16 protein-coding genes are annotated in these 19,541 nt (G+C 52.5%); 8 read left to right on the forward strand and 8 right to left on the reverse strand.

Annotation, left to right across the window (positions count from 1 at the left end):
• Positions 1 to 102: 102 nt before the first annotated feature.
• From TREBR_RS02375 to TREBR_RS02395, 4 genes are all read left to right on the forward strand, one after another.
• On the forward strand, positions 103 to 1,881 hold the full coding sequence (locus tag TREBR_RS02375) for an ABC transporter ATP-binding protein (protein ID WP_013757634.1): 1,779 nt from the start codon (positions 103 to 105) through the stop codon (positions 1,879 to 1,881).
• A 284-nt stretch (positions 1,882 to 2,165) separates the two neighbouring features.
• On the forward strand, positions 2,166 to 3,836 hold the full coding sequence (locus tag TREBR_RS02385) for an ATP-binding cassette domain-containing protein (RefSeq protein WP_013757636.1): 1,671 nt from the start codon (positions 2,166 to 2,168) through the stop codon (positions 3,834 to 3,836).
• Positions 3,833 to 4,948: a glycosyl hydrolase family 18 protein gene (locus TREBR_RS02390; protein ID WP_013757637.1), complete on the forward strand. Its 1,116-nt coding sequence runs from the start codon at positions 3,833 to 3,835 to the stop codon at positions 4,946 to 4,948. The genes TREBR_RS02385 and TREBR_RS02390 overlap by 4 nt, the downstream gene beginning before the upstream one ends.
• 91 nt (positions 4,949 to 5,039) lie before the next feature.
• Complete coding sequence (locus TREBR_RS02395) at positions 5,040 to 6,131, forward strand: hypothetical protein (protein ID WP_013757638.1); 1,092 nt, start codon at positions 5,040 to 5,042, stop codon at positions 6,129 to 6,131.
• Between the two features lie 166 nt (positions 6,132 to 6,297).
• On the opposite strand, the gene TREBR_RS02400 is transcribed toward TREBR_RS02395, so the two are convergent.
• Positions 6,298 to 7,107 (reverse strand): rhomboid family intramembrane serine protease, encoded by an 810-nt coding sequence (locus TREBR_RS02400; protein WP_013757639.1) that lies wholly within the window; start codon positions 7,105 to 7,107, stop codon positions 6,298 to 6,300.
• 6 nt (positions 7,108 to 7,113) lie between these two features.
• Positions 7,114 to 7,893 carry an exodeoxyribonuclease III gene (locus TREBR_RS02405; RefSeq protein ID WP_013757640.1) on the reverse strand — a complete coding sequence of 260 codons (780 nt, stop codon included), beginning with the start codon at positions 7,891 to 7,893 and terminating at the stop codon, positions 7,114 to 7,116.
• Positions 7,894 to 7,959: 66 nt separating this feature from the next.
• Between TREBR_RS02405 and TREBR_RS14685 the strand changes: the two genes are divergently transcribed.
• On the forward strand, positions 7,960 to 8,085 hold the full coding sequence (locus TREBR_RS14685; protein ID WP_281054868.1) for a hypothetical protein: 126 nt from the start codon (positions 7,960 to 7,962) through the stop codon (positions 8,083 to 8,085).
• A 64-nt stretch (positions 8,086 to 8,149) separates the two neighbouring features.
• Entirely contained in the window at positions 8,150 to 9,454 is a 1,305-nt protein-coding gene (eno, locus tag TREBR_RS02415; RefSeq protein ID WP_013757641.1) for a phosphopyruvate hydratase, read from the forward strand.
• 79 nt (positions 9,455 to 9,533) lie between these two features.
• Here the strand turns inward: eno and TREBR_RS02420 are convergent, their stop codons facing one another.
• The 4 genes from TREBR_RS02420 to TREBR_RS02435 are packed head-to-tail and all read right to left on the reverse strand — an operon-like array spanning position 9,534 to position 13,251.
• A complete protein-coding gene (locus tag TREBR_RS02420; protein WP_013757642.1) occupies positions 9,534 to 10,328 on the reverse strand; it encodes a lysophospholipid acyltransferase family protein in 795 nt (264 codons plus the stop codon).
• Position 10,329: 1 nt separating this feature from the next.
• Positions 10,330 to 11,583: a glycosyltransferase family 2 protein gene (locus tag TREBR_RS02425; RefSeq protein WP_013757643.1), complete on the reverse strand. Its 1,254-nt coding sequence runs from the start codon at positions 11,581 to 11,583 to the stop codon at positions 10,330 to 10,332.
• 3 nt (positions 11,584 to 11,586) lie between these two features.
• Entirely contained in the window at positions 11,587 to 12,435 is an 849-nt protein-coding gene (locus TREBR_RS02430) for a glycosyltransferase family 8 protein (RefSeq protein WP_013757644.1), read from the reverse strand.
• Between the two features lie 36 nt (positions 12,436 to 12,471).
• The gene (locus TREBR_RS02435) at positions 12,472 to 13,251 is read right to left on the reverse strand and encodes a 1-acyl-sn-glycerol-3-phosphate acyltransferase (protein ID WP_013757645.1); all 780 of its coding nucleotides are present in this window, start codon (positions 13,249 to 13,251) and stop codon (positions 12,472 to 12,474) included.
• Positions 13,252 to 13,675: 424 nt separating this feature from the next.
• On the opposite strand from TREBR_RS02435, the gene thyX reads away from it, so the two are divergent.
• On the forward strand, positions 13,676 to 14,512 hold the full coding sequence (thyX, locus tag TREBR_RS02445) for an FAD-dependent thymidylate synthase (protein WP_013757646.1): 837 nt from the start codon (positions 13,676 to 13,678) through the stop codon (positions 14,510 to 14,512).
• 168 nt (positions 14,513 to 14,680) lie between these two features.
• Here thyX and TREBR_RS02450 read toward each other — a convergent pair whose 3' ends face one another.
• The gene (locus TREBR_RS02450) at positions 14,681 to 16,747 is read right to left on the reverse strand and encodes a hypothetical protein (RefSeq protein ID WP_013757647.1); all 2,067 of its coding nucleotides are present in this window, start codon (positions 16,745 to 16,747) and stop codon (positions 14,681 to 14,683) included.
• Between the two features lie 24 nt (positions 16,748 to 16,771).
• On the reverse strand, positions 16,772 to 17,839 hold the full coding sequence (locus TREBR_RS02455; RefSeq protein ID WP_013757648.1) for a DUF2804 domain-containing protein: 1,068 nt from the start codon (positions 17,837 to 17,839) through the stop codon (positions 16,772 to 16,774).
• Positions 17,840 to 17,975: 136 nt separating this feature from the next.
• On the opposite strand from TREBR_RS02455, the gene TREBR_RS02460 reads away from it, so the two are divergent.
• Positions 17,976 to 19,517, forward strand: coding sequence for an MBL fold metallo-hydrolase RNA specificity domain-containing protein (locus TREBR_RS02460; RefSeq protein ID WP_013757649.1), 1,542 nt, complete (start codon positions 17,976 to 17,978; stop codon positions 19,515 to 19,517).
• The last annotated feature ends 24 nt before the right edge of the window (positions 19,518 to 19,541 follow it).

The following is a 19,541-nucleotide window of genomic DNA, read 5'->3' on the forward strand; positions in this document are numbered from 1 at the left end:
GCCGCTGACGCTCTGCCGTCAGGGCTGATAAGCCGCTGACGCTCTGCCGTCAGGGCTGATAAGCCGCTGACGCTCTGCCGAATAAAAAAGGATGCGCCGAAAATGCAAAAGCAGTCGTCCGCCGAATATCAGTTCAATGTGCGGAAACCGTTGGCGACAATCGTTTCCCTGTTGGCACGGGAAAAAAAGAATTTAATCCCCGCCGGATTGTTTTTTATAATAAAAAACAGTCCGTCATGGGGATTTCCGATTATAACGGCCCATATCATAAACGCAGTTACGTATATATTGCAAAATCCGGCAGATAAAACCCGCTGGATGCACAGCATTATCGTTAATTTGTGCGTGTTCGCGGCACTGGCCGTTCAGAATATACCAAGCCATACGGCATTCGTGTATTTTTTGGCAAAAGGGATCCGCAGCATTGAAGCCGACATGCGTTTGTCGATTATCAGACGCTTACAGCAGTTGTCGGTGTCTTTTCAGGATAAAACGCCTTCCGGTGTGATTCAGTCCAAAATTTTGCGCGATGTGGAATCCATCCGCAACGTCATCATGGTGCTGATGAATAACTACCTTTCGGCCATAACTTCCTGCATTCTGGCGTTCGTTATGACGCTGCAAAAAGTTCCGATCATGGCAGTTTTATATTCGGTTACGATACCGCTCGTATGGCTGCTGATGAAAATCTTCCGGCGGCGGGTTAACGAATCCAATTCCCGGCTCCGGCACGATATGGAACAAATGAACGCCGATGTTGCAGAAATGATAGCTATGCTGCCCGTCTCAAAGGCTCACGGAGTTGAAGATTCCGAGATACGTAAAATGTCGCAGGAATTCGGAATCATATTTCGGAACGGATTGAAATTGGATACCATAAGCGCCGTGTTCGGTTCCGCGAATTGGGTCGCTTTTCAGTTGTTGCAGGCCGGCTGCCTTCTGTTTACCATTCCGCTGGCATTGAACGGCGTTATCGATACGGGAGACATCATTTTGTATCAAGGATTTTTCAGTTTGGTCCTGGGATCCGTAACCGCCGTTATCAATACGTATCCGGACATGCTGCGCGGAATGGAAGCCGTGCGTTCAATCGGAGAAATCCTGGATTCAAAGGAACTTGATTACAATGAAGGAAAAACGCGCCTTGCGGACGTATCCGGCTGCGTCAGTTTTAATAATATCCGGTTTTCCTATTCTGCGGAAAAAGGAATCGCCTTAAAGGATGTGAATTTTTCCGTAAAACAAGGCGAAAACGTTGCATTCGTCGGCGAATCCGGCTCGGGAAAATCTACGGTTATTCAGCTCATCTTGGGCTTACGCCATCCGCAGCGCGGTACGGTAACCGTCGACGGACACGATTTGACGCAGATAGATTTACGTTCGTATCGTCAGCGGATTTCTATCGTACCGCAAACGGTCGTCCTTTTTTCGGGTACTATTGCAGATAATATCAGCTACGGATTACCGCACGTTTCTTTCAGCCGGCTCAAGGAAGCCGCCGAAGCCGCCAATGCGCTGGAATTTATTGAAAAACTCCCGCACGGATTTGATACGATTATCGACGGAACGGGAAATTCCCTCTCCGGCGGTCAGCGGCAGCGAATCGCGATAGCCCGGGCTTTCATTCGGGATCCCCGTATTCTGATTCTTGATGAAGCAACGAGTGCGCTCGACGCTTCATCGGAACAACTCGTGCAGTCAGCCGTGGATACGCTGATAAAAAACCGTACCTGCTTTATCGTTGCACACCGGTTATCCACCGTACGCCGTGCGGATCGGATATTCGTTATGAAAGCAGGCCGCATCGTTGAAGAAGGGGCGTATGATCACCTGCTTCAGGCGGGCGGGGAATTTACCCGTCTCCATTCTCTGCAATCGTAATCCTCGCGGCCGCCCCCTGCGCGTATTCGGCAAAAGGCGGATGCGCCTTTTTCGGGCGTTGCGCTCGGAACCCGGCAATCCTTCTTTAACCCCGAACGGCGGGCGTTCCGGCCGGTTTTCCTCGCGCCGCGTGCTTCAGGGTTCCGGCGTTCGCCTCCATTATAAAACGCCCGCCGCTTTGCGCCGGGCGTTTTACAACGCTCCGCGCCCTTTCGCCCGCTAACGCTCCGCATATCGCCGCGTCCTTGCCCAGCGCTTCCCCCTCGTGTTATAGTGGTGTCATTATGGAACACTCTGCATCGCTTATTACCGTACAATCGTGCCGTATCGTCCGTAACGGCGAACCGGCCGTGGCCGCGTTCTTGTGGACGATGAAGCCCGGCCGGACGTGGCTGGTAACCGGACCGAACGGCGGCGGCAAGGCGCATTTTATTGCGGCGCTCGCCGGTTCTTCCGGCGCCGCGTTTGAACCCGTCGGAGAAGGCGCCCTGTACGCGAACATATTCAAAAACGATACCGCCGTGGTCTCTCTTGAAACTGCCGCGGCGCTCATTGCCGAAGAACGCGCCAACGACGACGGCGACTATATCGAAGGCGGCGTCGATATCGGACGCACCGCGCGCCGCTATATTTCGGAAGTATACGACGGCGGCTCTCCGCTGGAAGCTCTGAGCGAAATCGCGCTGTGCGGCGTGCAGCCGGTGCTCGATCGCGGCTTGAAATATCTTTCAACCGGCGAAATCCGGCGCGTTCTGCTGTGCCGGGCGCTGTTGTCGGGCAAAAAACTGCTGATCCTGTCCGATCCGTTCGCCGGTCTCGACGCCGCGTCGCGCACCGTGCTGCGGAATTTCTTTTCCGGCGCGCTTGCAGCTTCCGCCGAACCGTCGCCGCAAACCCGCCCGACGCTCCTTTTATGCATGGAACGCTATCGTGAAATTCCCGACGGCGTTTCCGACGTTATCGAATTTTCCGGCGGAGCGGTCGGGTATTGCGGCGACCGTGCAGGCTATGAAGCCGAACTCGCGCTTCGGGAACGGGAAGAAAGCTCCGCCGCCGCTGCGGAAAAATCCGCCGTTGCGGAACGTTTCTGCGAGCTCAAAAACGAACGCGCCCTGTTCGGCACTTCGGCGCCGTCCGCCCCTTCGGCTACATCCGCTGCTTCGGCGCCGTCCGCCGACAAGCCGCAGCTTGTCGCTGTGCAGCTTTCTGCTTCGGCGCCGTCCGCTTCGGTGCGTGAAATCGAGCGGACCGAGTTGGTCCGTATGCGCAACGTTACGGTCGGCTGGGACGGCCGTATCGTGCTCGACGCGCTCGATTGGACGCTGTATGCCGGCGAACATTGGCTTATCCGCGGTCCGAACGGTTCGGGAAAGACGACGTTCCTCGAACTGATCACCGGCGACAACATGCAGGTTTTCAGCAACGACGTTTCCCTGTTCGGCCGCCGCCGCGGTACCGGTGAAACGCTGTGGGAATTGAAAGAACAGATGGGAATCGTTTCGTACCGCCTGCACCTCGAATACCGGATGGTCGGCGGCACCGATCTTGAAGCCGTCCTGCTTTCGGGGCTGCACGACAGCATCGGACTGTACGAACAGCGTTCGCAGGTGGAACAGCTGTCCGTCCGCAAATGGCTCGCGCTCGGCGGCTTCGCCGGCAGGGAGCGCGAACCGTTTAATTCGCTGTCGTACGGTGAACAGCGCGCCGTCCTTATTCTGCGCGCCGCAGTCAAATGCCCGCCGCTGCTGATTCTCGACGAACCGTGCCACGGCCTTGACGAAACGCATCGCGCGCGCATTCTCGGTCTGCTCGAATCCGTTGCGGAAACGGGAACGTCCACGCTGCTGCACGTTACGCACGATCCTGCCGAAGCGCTGCCGTGTGAAAAGCATATTCTGGAACTGCGCCCCGGAGAAACGCCCATGTACCGTATTATCGAACCGGAGACCGTATGAGCGCTCCGAATCTTTGCACACGACGGGCGTTTCGCGCCGCCGTATTTCTTTTTTCAGCCGCAATCGTATCCTGCGCTTCGCGCTCGCCGGAAAACGCGGGTTCGGCCGCGGATACGGGTTCGGCGGCTTCGCATGAACCGAACGCGGCGATTTTAATCGAGCCGGAAGGCGATCCCTCCTTTGAAGCCGCATATCCGTACCGAACCGCCGCGCTGCAATTCGACCAAGTGTGGGCGTATCTGATAGCCGGACAGGAATCGTATTTGGACTACGGATATCCTCTTTCCGACGTGGGCTATTTCGGCGCGGAGATCAACAGTTACGGAGAACTCGCGGGCGTACCGGACCGCACTGTCATCGCGGCGTTTCCCGGACGGGTACACCTCGTCGTCGTCTGCAACAGTACGGCGCTGACTCATTTTTGCCTTGATCCGGCAAGCCCGGCGCGCGCTCCGCTGATTGAATCGCTCCTTGCCGCCGCCGAGCCGTACGACGGACTTCAGATCGACTTTGAACTGGTGCCTAAAAGAGACGGGGAGCATTTCGTTTCCTTTTTGACCGAATTGAAATCCCGGCTCGGCGATACGGTTCTGAGCACGGCCCTGCCGGCCCGGACCCGCGTCATAGAAAACGACGTGTACGATTATGCAAAAATCGCCGCCGTCGTCGATTCGGTGTTCGTCATGGCCTACGACGAACACTGGTCGACGAGCGCGCCGGGCGCAGTCGCGTCTCTGGATTGGTGCGTGCGCATCGCTTCCCACGCAACGGAAACGGTTCCTCCCGAAAAGCTCGTTATGGGACTGCCGTTCTACGGCCGCACCTGGGGCAGTGTGTCGGTAAACCGCGCGTTCTATTTTTCCGGTATTCAGCGTATTCTGCGGGAAAACGGCGTAAAATCGGTGCGGCGGGAAAACGGTGTGCCCACTTTTACGTATGAAATTCCTTCGGTAACGGTAACCGGGTATTACGATGACGTGTATTCGCTTGCCGCCCGGCTGGAACTGTACCGTGCCGCGGGAATCCGTGCCGCCGGTTTTTGGTGCCTGGGGCAGGAAGATCCGCGTATTTGGGACGTGCTGCGCGCTCCGGTTACGGCAATAGCAGAATAATGCAACAATATGACGGAAATTTTTGAATCCTCAATGGTATAGTGATTATATCGGAACGATGTTCCAAAAATCACTTAGGAGGATTCTTTTTATGAAAAAGATCATAGGCACACTGGCTATGGCAGCGCTCGTTATGGGAGCTGCTTCAGCACAGACAATCAAACTGAATTACCGCACACAGGCAAATATCGTAACTGTGGACAAAGCAAAAGATGCAGACGCAGCCGTATCGTTTTTCGATTTGGAAAAATACGGTTCCGCGAAGGATTCTTTCAGCTTTGAACTTTCCGGAGACAAAGCCGGAGCGTACGTTGAATTGGAACCCTCGCTGTCAGCCATCGGTCTCGCAAAATATTACGGCTGGCTGAGCTTCGGCAATCTGAAATTTACCGCCGGTAACTTCGATTCACGCTACATGAACCGCGTAAGCAACTTCGGCGGCAACTACAACGGTGTCGTCGGTGAATACGTAAAACTCGGCGGTTTGAAAAAAGCATCTATCATTGTTGACGCCGACAACTTCGGTACCATTAACGGATCCAAACTGCACACGATGGCTGCGGACTATACGTTCGCCGTCGGTGAATCGGACAAACTGCTGGTTAAAGCCGCCGTTCACGAAAAGGATATCAAAATCAACGACACCACCAATTGGGTTGCCGCTTCTCTCGGTTTGGGCTACAGCATGAAATCGTTCGGAACTGCCGAAGTCATCTTCCGCAATACGGCCAAAGATACGTACGTATTCGGTGCGTACCTGCGCCCGAACGCACTGGTCAAAAACCTCGATGCAGTTGCCGGTTTCACCCTGGGTATGGGTAAAGACAGCGCCGACAAATCCGTTACGGAAATGGGTATCGACGCCCGTGCTCAGTACAAAATCAACGACGTATTCTCCGTTGCAACGAACATGAACTTTACCCAGTATCAGAATGAAAAATGGGGTATGTGGATTGCCGGTAACGCAACCTATAAAATGAACGACGTTGTAACCGGAAAACTGACCGGTTCGTATATCGATGAATCGAAAAATGCCGGAACGAAAACGGTCAACGGTCTGCTCGGCGGCGAATTCACCGCGACCAAAAACGCATCGATTTCAACCGGTGTTGAAGTTCGCTATGACCTCGACACCGAAGGTATGAAACTGTACGTTCCGTGCATACTGCGTGTGAAACTGTAATCCGGTAATCCGGAAAACGATCGTAACCGATCAAAGCCTGCCGCGCTGAAACTTCTCCGGTAACGGAAAGTCAGCCGGCAGTTTTTTTTAGGGCGAACGCGCGCTTCACGCAGTTTGCCGTATCACCGTCCCGCGCAGTATATGCAAACCCGCGCGCTCCGTCCATTTAAAACCGGATACTTGATATTTCGATCGTCGCGTCGTCCGCAGCACTCCGTTTGACGTCCGCGCCGTTCCGGCCCGTTCCGGTGTCCGGCTTCGATTTTCCGGCAGCGGAAACCTGCGCCGCCCGTCCGGTACGGACTCCCGCCGCCGTCTCGGCGCCGGATTTCGTTCCCTGCGGTTTCGCCTTTTGAACGACCGCCTGTTTTCTCGGCGCGCGTACGGTAAGAAAGCCGAACAGGCTTCCGCACAGTCCGCCGGCGATATGTGCGAACGACGATATGTCATCCCGTTTGAACCCCGCGACGATTTCATTTCCCATGTACAGAATCATTATCAGAATGAACGTCAGCGGAATCTCGTTTTTCGTAATCGTCGTAAAAGACGCGAGCAGTATCATCATAAATGCAACGCCGCTGGCGCCCAGCAGCCCGACCGGCATAAAGCAAGCGTTCAGTACGCCCGTAACGAACGCCGTAACGCTCATCATCAGCGCGAGCATCCCCGACCCGTATCGTTCTTCCAGCAGCGGTCCCAGCAGGAGAATGAACGACAAATTGCTTATCAGATGCCCCCAATCGGCGTGTCCCAGAACGTGCGTAAAAAGCCGCACGTAATCCAGTGCGTTTTTCCAGTCGAACGCGTATGCCGAACCGATGCGCCCCGGCACGACGAAAAACGCGTCGGTCAGCCCGTGCAGAACGGTATCATTCAGCAGCAGAATGAGTGCCGCCGCGAGGGAAAACGTAAGCGTAACCGGCGCGTTGTAACAGACCTTGAGTCCGTTCCGCCGGGTTTTCCGTTTAACAGTCATAAAAACTTACACCTCCGCTTCCAAAACGATGGGGCAGTGATCAGAACCTTGAACGTCGTTCAGAATCGCCGACGCCACGACTTTGCCGGCAAAAGCCTCGTTCACGCACTGGTAATCTATACGCCACCCGATGTTTTTTTCGCGCGCGTGAAACCGATAACTCCACCAGGTGTACTGCTGCCCGTCGGTGCAGAATTTCCTGAACGTGTCGCAGAAGCCGGCGGCGGTGAACTCATCCATCCAGGCGCGCTCTTCCGGCAGATATCCGGCGTTGCCTTCGTTCGCTTTCGGATTCGCAAGATCGATCGGTTTGTGCGCGATATTGTAATCACCGCACAGCACGATATCGTATCCGTTTTTCACGAGATCCGCGCAGAACGCGAGCATCGCGCGGCAGAAATCGAGCTTATAGGCCAATCTGGCTCCCGCTTCCTGACTGTTCGGAAAATACGCACTGATTACGGCCAGCGTACCGTACTTTGCCGCCAGAACGCGGCCTTCGTCGTCGAACGCCGGATTGTTCATCAATTCGACGGAATCCGGTTCCTGCAAACTGTAAATTGCCGTACCCGAATAGCCGGGACGTTTCGCGCTCGACCAGTACGACTTATACGTCCGTCCGTCCGCTGCGGCCGGTGCGATCAGTTCTGAAGACAGCTGTTCGGGGCGCGCCTTCGTTTCCTGGATGCATATGATGTCGGCTCCGCTGTACGCCGCCCACTGCAAAAATCCCTTTTTTTCCGCCGCGCGGATGCCGTTTACGTTCCATGATATAATCCGTTTCATCTTTCCATTGTATCACGCGCCGCCGCCTTTTTGCAACCGCGCCGTGGCCGCAAGGACCGCCGCGAGGTGTTCGCCGCATACGTCGTGTTCTCAGCGTTGGGCGCATACGCAGCGTTGGGCGCATACGCAGCGTTTACCGCATACGCAGCGTTTACCGTTCCCGCCGCCTCCGCCGTCATTCCGATCGATTGATTTTGTCGATTGAAAATTTGTTTTCCGGCGGCAACTGCGGTATATTTATAAACGGAGGTACGATATGCACGATTGTACTATTGCGGATATTATCGGACGGGAAATTATCGATTCGCGCGGTAATCCGACCGTAGAAGCCGAGGTTGTCCTTGCCGACGGTTCGGTGGGTGTCGGAGCTGCGCCGAGCGGTGCGTCTACCGGTATGTTTGAAGCGCTCGAATTGCGCGACGGAGATAAAAAACGTTTCGGCGGAAAAGGTGTTTTGAAAGCCGTTTCCCATATCAATACGGCGATACGGAAGCTGCTGCTCGGTTACGACGCCGCGGCTTTGTACGATATCGATGCGGCGATGATTGCGGCTGACGGCACTAAAGACAAATCGAAGTTCGGCGCGAATGCGATTCTCGCCGTTTCCATTGCGTGTGCGAACGCTGCATCCGCGTCGCTGGGTATTCCGCTGTACCGTTTTTTGGGCGGAGTAAACGCGACCCGTATGCCGGTTCCTATGATGAATATTCTGAACGGCGGCGCTCACGCGGCGAACACGCTCGACGTTCAGGAATTTATGATAATGCCCGTCGGCGCGTCCTCGTTTAAAGACGCGGTACGGCAATGTACGGAAGTGTTTCACACGCTGCGTTCGCTGCTGAAAGAAAAAGGGCTCGCAACCGCCGTCGGTGACGAAGGCGGCTTCGCCCCCGACCTTGCGTCCGATGAAGAAGCCATCCGGTTCATTTTGCAAGCCGTCGAGCGGGCCGGCTATAATCCGGGAACGGATTTCGTGCTGGCGATCGACGCCGCCGCGAGCGAATGGAAAGGCGCTGCCGCCGGTGAATACCGTTTGCCGAAAAGCGGCGAGCGGTACACGTCGGCGCAGCTGGTGGCTCATTGGAAAAAGTTGTGTTTGGCTTATCCGATTTACTCTATCGAGGACGCGCTCGACGAAGAAGATTGGAGCGGCTGGCGGCAGCTTACCGCGGAGCTGGGCGGAACGGTACAGCTCGTCGGCGACGATCTGTTCGTTACGAACACCGAACGGCTTCGCAAAGGTATAGACGAGGGCTGCGGTAATTCGATTCTGATAAAATTGAATCAGATAGGTTCCGTTTCTGAAACGCTCGAAGCGGTGAAGATGGCGCACGAAGCCGGCTATACGGCGATCATTTCGCATCGGTCGGGTGAAACGGAAGATACGACGATAGCCGATCTCGCCGTTGCGCTGAACGCGGGGCAGATAAAAACCGGCGCGCCGAGCCGCAGCGAGCGTACGGCAAAATACAACCGGCTTTTGCGGATAGAAGAAGCGCTCGGTTCCGCGGCCGTTTATCCGGGATTCGCCGCGTTCAACGTCAAGCGGACGTCCCGGTAAGCCGGTTGCCGTTTCCCGTTAAATTCATTCCGGGCTGACTGAAAATCGGTTTTCAGTCAGCCTTTCGGAAGACGTTTTATCAGGTATACCATTCGGCGTATTTTTTCATGCAGGCTTGAACGTTTTTTTCTTTTAATATGCGGATGTTTTCCCGTTTTGAAAGGGCGGGATCCGGATAGATCGGTTCCAGAAAATGTACCGTAAAACGGCGTTTTTCAATACCGCTGCTGCGGTCGAACTTTCCGGTTTTGGTGAACGTGATAAACGCCGGTACGACGGGGACTCCGTTCGCAGCGGCGTAATGAAACGCGCCGTCCATAAAGGGGCGCGGTTTTTCATAGCACCACCACTCGGAACCCTCAGGAAAGAACAGAACTTTGGTGTTGTGTTTCAGATAATAAGCGACTGCGTTGCTGAAACTGGACAGCGTTTCCCGCGCGGGTGAAAAGGGCAGAATGCCCGACGCCCGCATCATGTCGCCCAGAAATCCTTTGCGGTTGTTGAAATCGGCCGTCATGATTTTGAGTCGGTGCCCGCGCAGTGCGTACCGCATTACCAATCCGTCGAATTTATTGATATGATTGCAGGTTACGACCGCGCCTTTAATACCGTGCAGGCGGTTTTTGCCGCGAACGTTCGTATGGAATACGAACCGGTTGAGCGACCAGGTGAACATGTTCAAAAAATAGAAATTACGCCACCAATACCGTATTTTTAATTTTGCGTCGGGAATATACGGAAACGCCGCGTCGACCGGCAGACTGTCCGAATAATCGATCGGATCGAGATGTGCCGAAAAGTCGCCGTTTTTTTCCGCTTCCGCTATTTTTTCCAGTACGTCGGGCGTTGTTCCCGCAAGCGTATAATAATTCATGTCAGCTCCGTGATTTTACGCGGTCTATTACTTCCCATTCCTGCGGTTTTCGGATGAAAATTGCGCGGGCAACGATTTTTATGTATCCCATGTAAAAAACGGGATGCACGAGTAATACGATCAGTTTTCCGAACGGCGACAGCTTGATGTTTTTCCGGTCTACGATAAGAGCCGAAAGCGTCAAAACGAAGAACGCGGCGTAAATGGCGCCGAGCGCGGCAAGCGCCGTGTGCAGAAACTGCGCCGCGTCCGGACTGTGAGCCAGCATCGCAAGTCCCGCGGCACCCGCGTTCGCCGCACACATGACGACCATCGACCCGATGAACAGATAAACCAGCCACAGGCACAGCATAAAATATTTATTCAGCCATTCGTGGAATCCGCCTTTTTTCATCAACATATCGGCGCCGTATATGAAGTCGGCGTTGGTAAGTCCCGTCATCCAGCGCGTTCTGCGTTTGTTCGTAGTCGAAAGAGACGGCGATTCTTCCATGAAAAATTTTGCGTGGGAATAGTAAAACGTTTGGTAATCTCTGACCGCGCAGTCCCGCTGCAGTTCCATGTCTTCTGTGAGCGTTTCGCGGTAAATCCAGCCCTGCCATTTTTCGACGAGCCGTTTGCTGAACAGAATACCGGTCGTTACCGTCATCGTCGTAAAGCCGTGATCGGACTTCCAGCGGTTTCCCATGTCGTCCATAAACGTCCAGATCAAGCCGTTGCACGACGTTACCCAGTTTACGTTTTCCTGATTGTCCGTAAAATAATTTTTTACCAGTTTTTTGGCGTTGATAACGTCGGCGCCGGACGCCATGGCGTTGTTCATTTCTTCCATAAAAGTGGGCGCCAATATGCAGTCTGCGTCCACGATAATATAGCCGTCATAGACGTTCGGTTTTTCCGCCAGAATGCGCTTAAAGCAGTAATCAAGGCAGTCGCCTTTGCTCGTCTGAGCCGAGTCGACGTATACGGAAGCGTTGATCATTTTGGCGTATTCGTGTACCGGATCGTCCGGTTCTTTTACGACGATGTATACATCGAAGTGTTCCGGTGCGTAGGATTGTTTTTGAATCGATTTCAGCAGCGGAATGATGGCGGTACCTTCGTTTCGTGCTGGAATGACCAGTGCAAGTTTATTTTTTTTGTCATTGTGCAGCCGCGGCTGTTTTCGGAGTGCGGCGAACCAGCACCACATCCGGGGAAGATATAAAATGAAAAAAATGAATGTGATTAATTTGACCGTTTCAATACTGAACATATATTACTCCTGTTTTTGCGTACAACCGGCTGATGACTGCTTGTACATGCGTACTCTGGTTAGGTATTCATCAAGCACATCGTCGTATGCGTGAAGCTTATAAACGGTTCTCACTTTCTCGACTTCCCACGGTTTGATATTGACCGTGTGATAGAAAGGAAACCATCGTATCGATTTACTGAAATGCTGAATAACGGTATCTTTTTTAAGTTTCCGCTGTTCGTTGTATTTCCGGGGTAAGAATTTTTTCTTACATACCAGTAAATTGAGCGCACTCTGATCCGGAAACCACATTTTGTGCATCCGGCACCGTTCCCGAGCCTTGGCAAACAATCCCGTTTCACGGATTTTATCCATATTCAGATATAAAACGCCCGCGTTCTGATAATCGTAGCGGATGAACACTTTGCCCAGATAATCTCTGACGGCCGCAAATTCGTAATCGTCTATATCCGTTTCAAATATCGGTTCGATGTCTGCGTTAGCCACCGTGTCCGTATCCAAGTACAGCAGCCGCGGCGGCAGATCCGTCAGCGTGTCCGCAAACAGCCGCGTCAGCGTATAGGGCGTATAGTCGGTTGACATGTTCGGGCTGTCCGTCATTTCGGCCTTAAACGCCGCCGTTACGTCGATCAGTTTTATAAAGCTTTCGCTGTGTACCGTTTTAATCATGTCTTCCAAATACGCGATTTGTGCCGCAGAAAGCGGGCGGTACGCGCCGTTCATATCGGTTAAATCCATTGTCAATGCATATACGTGCAGCGGCGATTTAGTATGTTTCGTGATGGAAAGCAGTGAAATCAGCATTCCGTCAAAAATGTTGTCGTTTCCGCAGTATAAAAGATTTACCATACCTTATCCTTGCTCTATTGCAGCCGTTTTCCGCAGTTACCGCGGCAGCGGCGCTTTTCTGTATATGATATACTCGTAGGTAGAATTTTTACTCCTTTCTACCATTATATTATACACTTGATCACGCAATTTCTGTTCCGCTTCTTTTTTGCCGACGGACGAATCGGCTTCAAACGGACCGTCTACGTATACCGTTATCGCCGGTTTACGGCCGAATTTCCGCTTCCGGTACGTCGTCGTAAAACAGAAAACTTTTTTACCGAACAGGATCGGATACCGGAACGCGTCCGATTTAAACGGTCTGATGCCGGTATAATACGGCCATATGTGGGCTTCCGGATAGATTGCGATTCCCTGATTATCTTCCGCAAGATACTTCATATAAGTCATAAAATTCCGCATTCCCGACAGCCTGTTCGGCAGGGGAACCGCTCCGATCATAGCCATAAACGTCTGCGTTCCCGGCAGGGAAACGTTGTCCGCGTTTACAATTACCGCATCTTTTTTGGGAAACGTAAGCACCGTGGGAATGTATCCGTCTCCGGGAACCTGCGTGTGATTTCCTATCAGAAAATACGATTCTTTTTTTCCCTGTTTCAGTACTTGCCGATTTTCAATCCGTAAGTGAAACTTGCATTTCAGATACAGATACGCTATCGGCGTCATTACGATGCGGTACACGATGAACGAAAGGATTTTCCACCGGAAGTCCGTGTGCAGATACGTATAGGAATGATCAACGGTAACGGTGTTGCGCTTGATGCCGGAGAATTCATCGTTGAGTTCATCTGTATAATAAAAGGTTTCCCGCTCCATTCCCTTTGCTGATCCTTTGCCGTACCGCTCCGTTTTCGCCTGAAATGGTAGTACAAATTACCATAAATTACAAGGCACACCGTGCGGCGCTTGCCGCCGTCTTTTATTAGACACTTCCGGACAGAAATGGTTGCAAAAAATATTCAAATACGGACGCTCGCGTGCGGAAAAGGTGCAGATATCGTGCATGTTCGTACAGAGAAAAAAACTGTAAGGTGTACGTCGCAAGCTCGGCCTGCGGATTTTACGTCTGAACCTGCGCACTGCGTACCGGAGACCGCATACCGTGCACTGCTCACCGTAAACTGCGCACTGCAAACTGCGCACTGCATACCGCAAATCGCTCACTGCCGCCACAAATTATTGACCCGCCGGCACTGCTGTGATACACTGAACCAGTTTTATCAAAAATAAGGAGTTCGTAGTGGCGCATTGCATCGTTACTGAAGCGGAAGAAATTCTTGATAAAGAATACCCGGTTCTGGATAAAGGTTTTGTCCGACTCGTAGACTATTTCGGAGGTGACGCCCGTATCGTGCAGGCTGCGAGAGTTTCGTACGGAGCAGGTACTAAAACGGTTCGTGAAGACGCGGGACTCATCGACTATTTGCTTCGGCACGAACATACTTCTCCGTTTGAACAGGTTGTACTGACGTTTCATTTGAAAATGCCGATTTTCGTTGCGCGCCAATGGGTTCGTCATAGGACCGCCCGTATGAATGAAATTTCGGGTCGTTATTCGGTGATGCGCAACGAGTTTTACGTTCCTGCGGAGGCCGACGTCGCCGTTCAGAGTTCGGACAATAAACAAGGGCGAAGCGATTCCGTCGTGTCCGCCGAATATGCGGAAAAAGTCCGCAGTCTGCTTGAAAAAGGGCAGGACCAAGCGTACGCTGCGTATTCGGAATTGGTCGAATCGGGACTTGCCCGTGAAATTGCACGCGTAAATCTGCCGTTGTCGCTGTATACCGAAATGTATTGGCAGTGCGATCTGCACAATCTGATGCATTTTTTGAAGCTGCGTTTGGATCCTCACGCCCAGAAAGAAATCCGCGTGTATGCGGAAGTGCTGCTGGAATTGACCCGCAAAGTGGCGCCGATGGCCGTGCAGTCTTTTGAAAATCATACCAGAAACGGCGTGTCGTTTTCCGGAGATGAACTGGACGCGCTGCGTGCCGTATTGGACGGTAAAGCGAATCCGCTCACCGGAAAGAAACTTGAGCGCTTTACGGCAAAAATCGAGCACGGCATTCAATTGTAGCCTCTGCTTCTTGCCGCCCGCTGCGATTACGGTTGCGGTTAAGGTTTTCGGGCCGCGCCCGCGGTTGAGCAGCAGTTTATGCCATTCGCCGCGGTTGCGGTCGGGCAGCGGTTGCGCTTCGCTCTGCCGCTTGGCCGCGTGAAGCGCCGCTTTCGGTACGGGCCCCCGTCAGGTTTCCGCTGCCGGCTGCACGCCGGGCGCCGCCGCGGCTTTTATGCTGTGCACAAACAGTTCGTTCTGATCGGACCGTTCCGGTACGGAAAAAACCGGCGAACCGTCTTCCGGTGAAGTCCGGTAAAGCTGGTTATCCGATCCGGCGTACGCGGGACTGCTTTTATTGTTGATCCACCAATCCAATACGGCCGCGATTGCAAGCATGTATTTCAGCAGGTTTGCATTCGTCGCGCGCCCGCCCTGTTTCTTTTTGGCACCCAGCAGCACGTCCAGTCTGCGCGATACGACGTTCGGAATATCGTACCGGTACGGCGCGTGTATATTGGGTATTTCAAGCGATTCTTTACCCGACTTCGCCGTATCGTCGGCAATGAGCGTAAACCGGAACAGCTCGTTAACCAGAAGCGGCGTTCGTATGTATAACGGCCGCACTTTCGCTTCGTTTACCGGTTTTTCAAGCAGCAGCTGTTCAAATTGCAGATACGGCAGAAAATTGTAGCGGGTATGCCAGAGAATGTTCGACATCAGCTTCTTTCCGTACTGCGATCGGGTGAAATCTTTTTGCGTATACAAATGATTCACCAAATCTTTCAAATTCGATACGTACAGTTTTTCAAACAGCGTTTCTCGGTATGTCGTCCATTCGTTCATTATTTTACCGAACGAATCGTTCTGCGAATTGCCGGCAAGATCTTTTTTGTCCGAAATCGCCGCGAACGTTATGTTCCGGCAGCCTTCCATAAAATCTTCTATTATCTTTATCAGGATGATAACGACCTGCATCGGATTTTCAGGCGGAATGAAATTCAGCCCTTCAACGAACGTGTACAGCGGCTGATAAAACGGATACAAATCGGGTGCTTCGTCGAGGTGCAGCCAGCCTGCGCCGGGAAAAATCCGATCCAGCAATTTTAAACCGGTCTGCACCAATTCGAGCTGCTTTTGTTCGGCTTCCTTTTTCCGTCTTTCCTCTTCAAGCTGTTCTGCCGATTTTTCCGGTACCGCCGGCGAAGTTCCCGCATTTTCTTTTTTCGCCTTTTTTTCCGGTACGAGTACGTCGAATTTGGTTATGTTCAAAAACGAAAAGATCTTTGCGGTATGCAGTATGAAAAAATCGGGAAATGCCTGAAAGTCCGGGCTGCACATCCGCATCAGAAGCGGATACAGTCCTTTTATGACGCGATTGTATACGTACAGCCACTCGGAAACCGCTTCTTTTGCGATTTCAAACGCACGTTCCTTTTTGGCGTCGGGATAGACTGCAATATCCGTATATACGGATTTGATAAGCTCGGTGGTTTTGCTTTCGCCCAGAAAGAAAAGAGACAAAAGCGGTTTGTATATCTGCTTTATGAGCGGAATCATCATCGTTACGGTGATTTCCGTCGGTTTGCGTTCCAAATCCGCATACAGCGTCTGTACGTTTTGCAGCGACCACGATCCGGCTGTTTTCAAAAATCTGAATTTCAGATCTTCGTCCGTTTCCAGCTTTTTTCGATACGATTCGGGAGCTGTCCGTACGAGTTCCTTTATTTTATTGCTGAAATTCTGCATCCGCAGAATATAGGTTTTCAGTGTGATCGTTACGAACGGAGCGGCTATTTTTTCCTGACCGTTTTTCGTCAGTGAAGCGAATATGTTGAATATGCCGTAGTTCGGTTTGATCCGATATTCCGGAGCCATCATCAGTTTTTCGATTTTACCGCGTTCTTTTGCCGGAATATCGGGAAGCATGTCGCGGTTGTTTTTGACGGCCGAAGCGGCGCTCGCCGTCTGCGCGGCGGTGCGTTCGGCGACAGGCTGCGAAGCCGGATCGCGCGGCCGCTTTGAGGAAACGACACCGGAACGCAATTCGCTCGTTTTCATTGCCGAGCGGACTTTTTTCAGTGCCGCTTCGTCTATCGGTGCCGATTTTTCTATACCGATTTCGCCTCCGAGCAGTTTCGCTATTTTTTGCGCTTCACCGGGATCGATATTACCGATATTTTTTCTGGTTTTGTCCAGTTCTCCCGGTTCGTATCGCTGCGGAGGTGATTTGCTTTGACTGATAGATTCATCCATTCCCTTATACTCCGGTTGTCCGGGTTATAGCCGCAGCATATTCTTGCGTACTATACCCGGAAAATCTTTGAGAATAATTTTTTCGCCGTTTTTGGCAGCGAGCACCCCGTCGAACGTACCGTACAGACTGTGGTTGCGCGTGCGCAATATGAAAATGCTGATCGTCCGTACGTGATCGGAAATCGGAGTGAACGTCAGATCGACCATGCTTTCCGTATCCTGCAAAACCCATTTGCCGTTTATACCGAGCGGATGGGTGAGCTTTACCGGCGGCAGCGGCGTCGTTTCTCCGTTGACGAACAGTACGTTTTCGTTATACAGATCGGGAGTCGCCGCCTCCTGAGAAGACGAAGTGATACTGAACGTAACCGGGCGGCCCTGTACGTTCCCCGCTGCAATGGCGAATGAACTTTTCGTGCGCAGCTTATAATACGTGCGGTCCGATTCAAACAGCACGTATCCGCCCGTATCGTGTTTTTGCTGCGGCTGCTGATTCGGAAACGTCGCCGACAGCGAGCCTGTAAGCGGCGCCGTCAAAAACCAGACGGCGCGGCAGCGGCGCATGGTGGGGGCGGGCAGCACGGCGGAAATTTCCGCAAATGCCGGAGCTGCCAAATTTGCCGTAAAAGCCGCCGAAACGCTCGGGCGTACCGAATCTCCGTTCAAATTGAAAATCACCGACAGACAAGCGCGCGAACGATCCCAACTGACGCGGATATACCGGTTGTGCCTGAATGAAATGCAGACTCCCGCCGCCGTTTTTTTTGGAATCAGCCGGCGCCGCGGTCCGATAACCGTTCGATATGAGAATTTCCGTCCGGTCGTCTTATTCCAGAACAGTACTTCGGCGTATCCGAACAGCTTTGCGTCAAAAAAATCGACGGACCCGACGTACTCGTCCGTATGGAACATAAACGTCAGCGTGCTCCTGATTCTCAAATCCGTGATAAACGTCGGCATCGGAAGCACGCCGAACGGGCGTTCCACGCCCCGTATGTCGAGTCGTTTCGGCGCGCCGGAAAACGTTCCGAATATCGGTTTTCCGTTTTGAATCAGAGGATCCGGCGCTGGTATGATTTCTCGTGAATACACAATGTCTTCCTCGGATTACCAGTATATACCGAAACACACTAAAATAGCAAAGGTTTTTTGACTTTTCACTTGCAGATTCAAAACTTACGGGCTATTGTTATAAATACATAATTTTACGGTAAAACGAGGTTTGCGTATGGGGATAACGATATATTCGTTGGGAGCTGCGGAGGAAGTAACCGGTTCAAAACATATTTTTGAAATAGACGGACGGGCTTTTATGATAGATTGCGGTGCGTTTCAAGGTCGCCGCAATGAAGCGGATCGTAAAAACCGGAATTTTGAAGTGCCGGTCGATAAAATCGAATCCGTCATTTTGACTCACGCACATTACGATCACTGCGGATTGCTTCCGCTGGTCGGAAAAAACGGATATAACGGCAACATATATGCGACGCCCGCGACGCGGGATTTGGCCAATCTTATCATGATGGACAGCGCCCGTATCCAAGCGCGGGATGCTGAATATCTGCGTAAACAAGCGGCAAAAAAAGGTGAAAAATTCGTCTGGAATCCGCTGTTTACCGAAAAAGACGTCGTTGCGGCGGCGAATCAGATCGTAACGCTTTCCTATAACCGAAAGATGTACATTGCGCCGGACGTTCAGCTCGAATTTTTTGACGCGGGTCATATTCTCGGCGCGGCGTTCGCGTATATTACCGTTACCGGACAGAAAAACACGACGAACGGCACCTCCGGGGCAAAAAAACTGCTGTCTCCGAAAGAGTTTTGGAATCGGCTTTTAAGCCGCAAACGTTCCGACGTAGAACCGCGGGGAGCGGGGAGCGCGCCGCCTTCATCCGCGGACGACGAAATCCGCATTTTGTATACCGGAGATCTGGGGCGCCGGAATAAACCGATTATCAGGGATCCGGCAACCGAACTTCCCGCGCCGGATTACGTTGTGCTTGAAAGTACGTACGGCAATCGCCGCCATGAAGATTCCCAGAGTGCGCTGGACGAACTGGTCAGAATCGTGCGTAAAGCGATTGCACAAAAAGGCAAAATCATCATTCCGTCGTTTGCGATAGAGCGCACGCAGGAATTGGTGTATTATTTTCACTTGCTTGTCGATCAAAAACTCATTCCCGAAATACCGATTTACGTCGATTCGCCGATGGCAACGAACGCTACGGGTATTTTTCAAGTTCATCCGGAGTGTTACGATCAGGCGACGTACGACGCGTTCCTGCGGCACCATAAAAATCCGTTCGGATTCAACTCGCTGTCGTTTACGACGAGCGTCGAAGAGTCTAAGGCGTTGAACGACAAACCCGGTCCGATGATTATCATCAGCGCCGACGGTATGTGCGAAGCGGGGCGTATTCTGCACCATTTGGCGAACAATATCGGCAATCCGGCAAACCAGATCCTGCTGGTCGGTTTTATGGCCGAACATACGCTCGGCCGCCGCCTGCAGAACGGTGAAAAAGAAGTCAAAATCATGGGCGAATGGTATGAAGTGAAGGCGGACGTTGATCAAATCAACGCGTTCAGTGCGCACGCCGATTACGTCGAATGTACGGAATGGCTCAAACAGATAGACACGTCCCGTTTGAAGCAGATTTTTATGGTGCACGGCGAACCGGACGCACAGGCGGCGTTTAAAACGTACCTTGCTGCCAACGGATTTCCGGACGTTACGATCGTCAAATACGGCGAATCCTACGATTTATAGCGGGTGCGCCCCGTAATGCGGCGC

This window comes from Treponema brennaborense DSM 12168, from assembly GCF_000212415.1.
GTDB lineage: Bacteria > Spirochaetota > Spirochaetia > Treponematales > Treponemataceae > Treponema_F > Treponema_F brennaborense.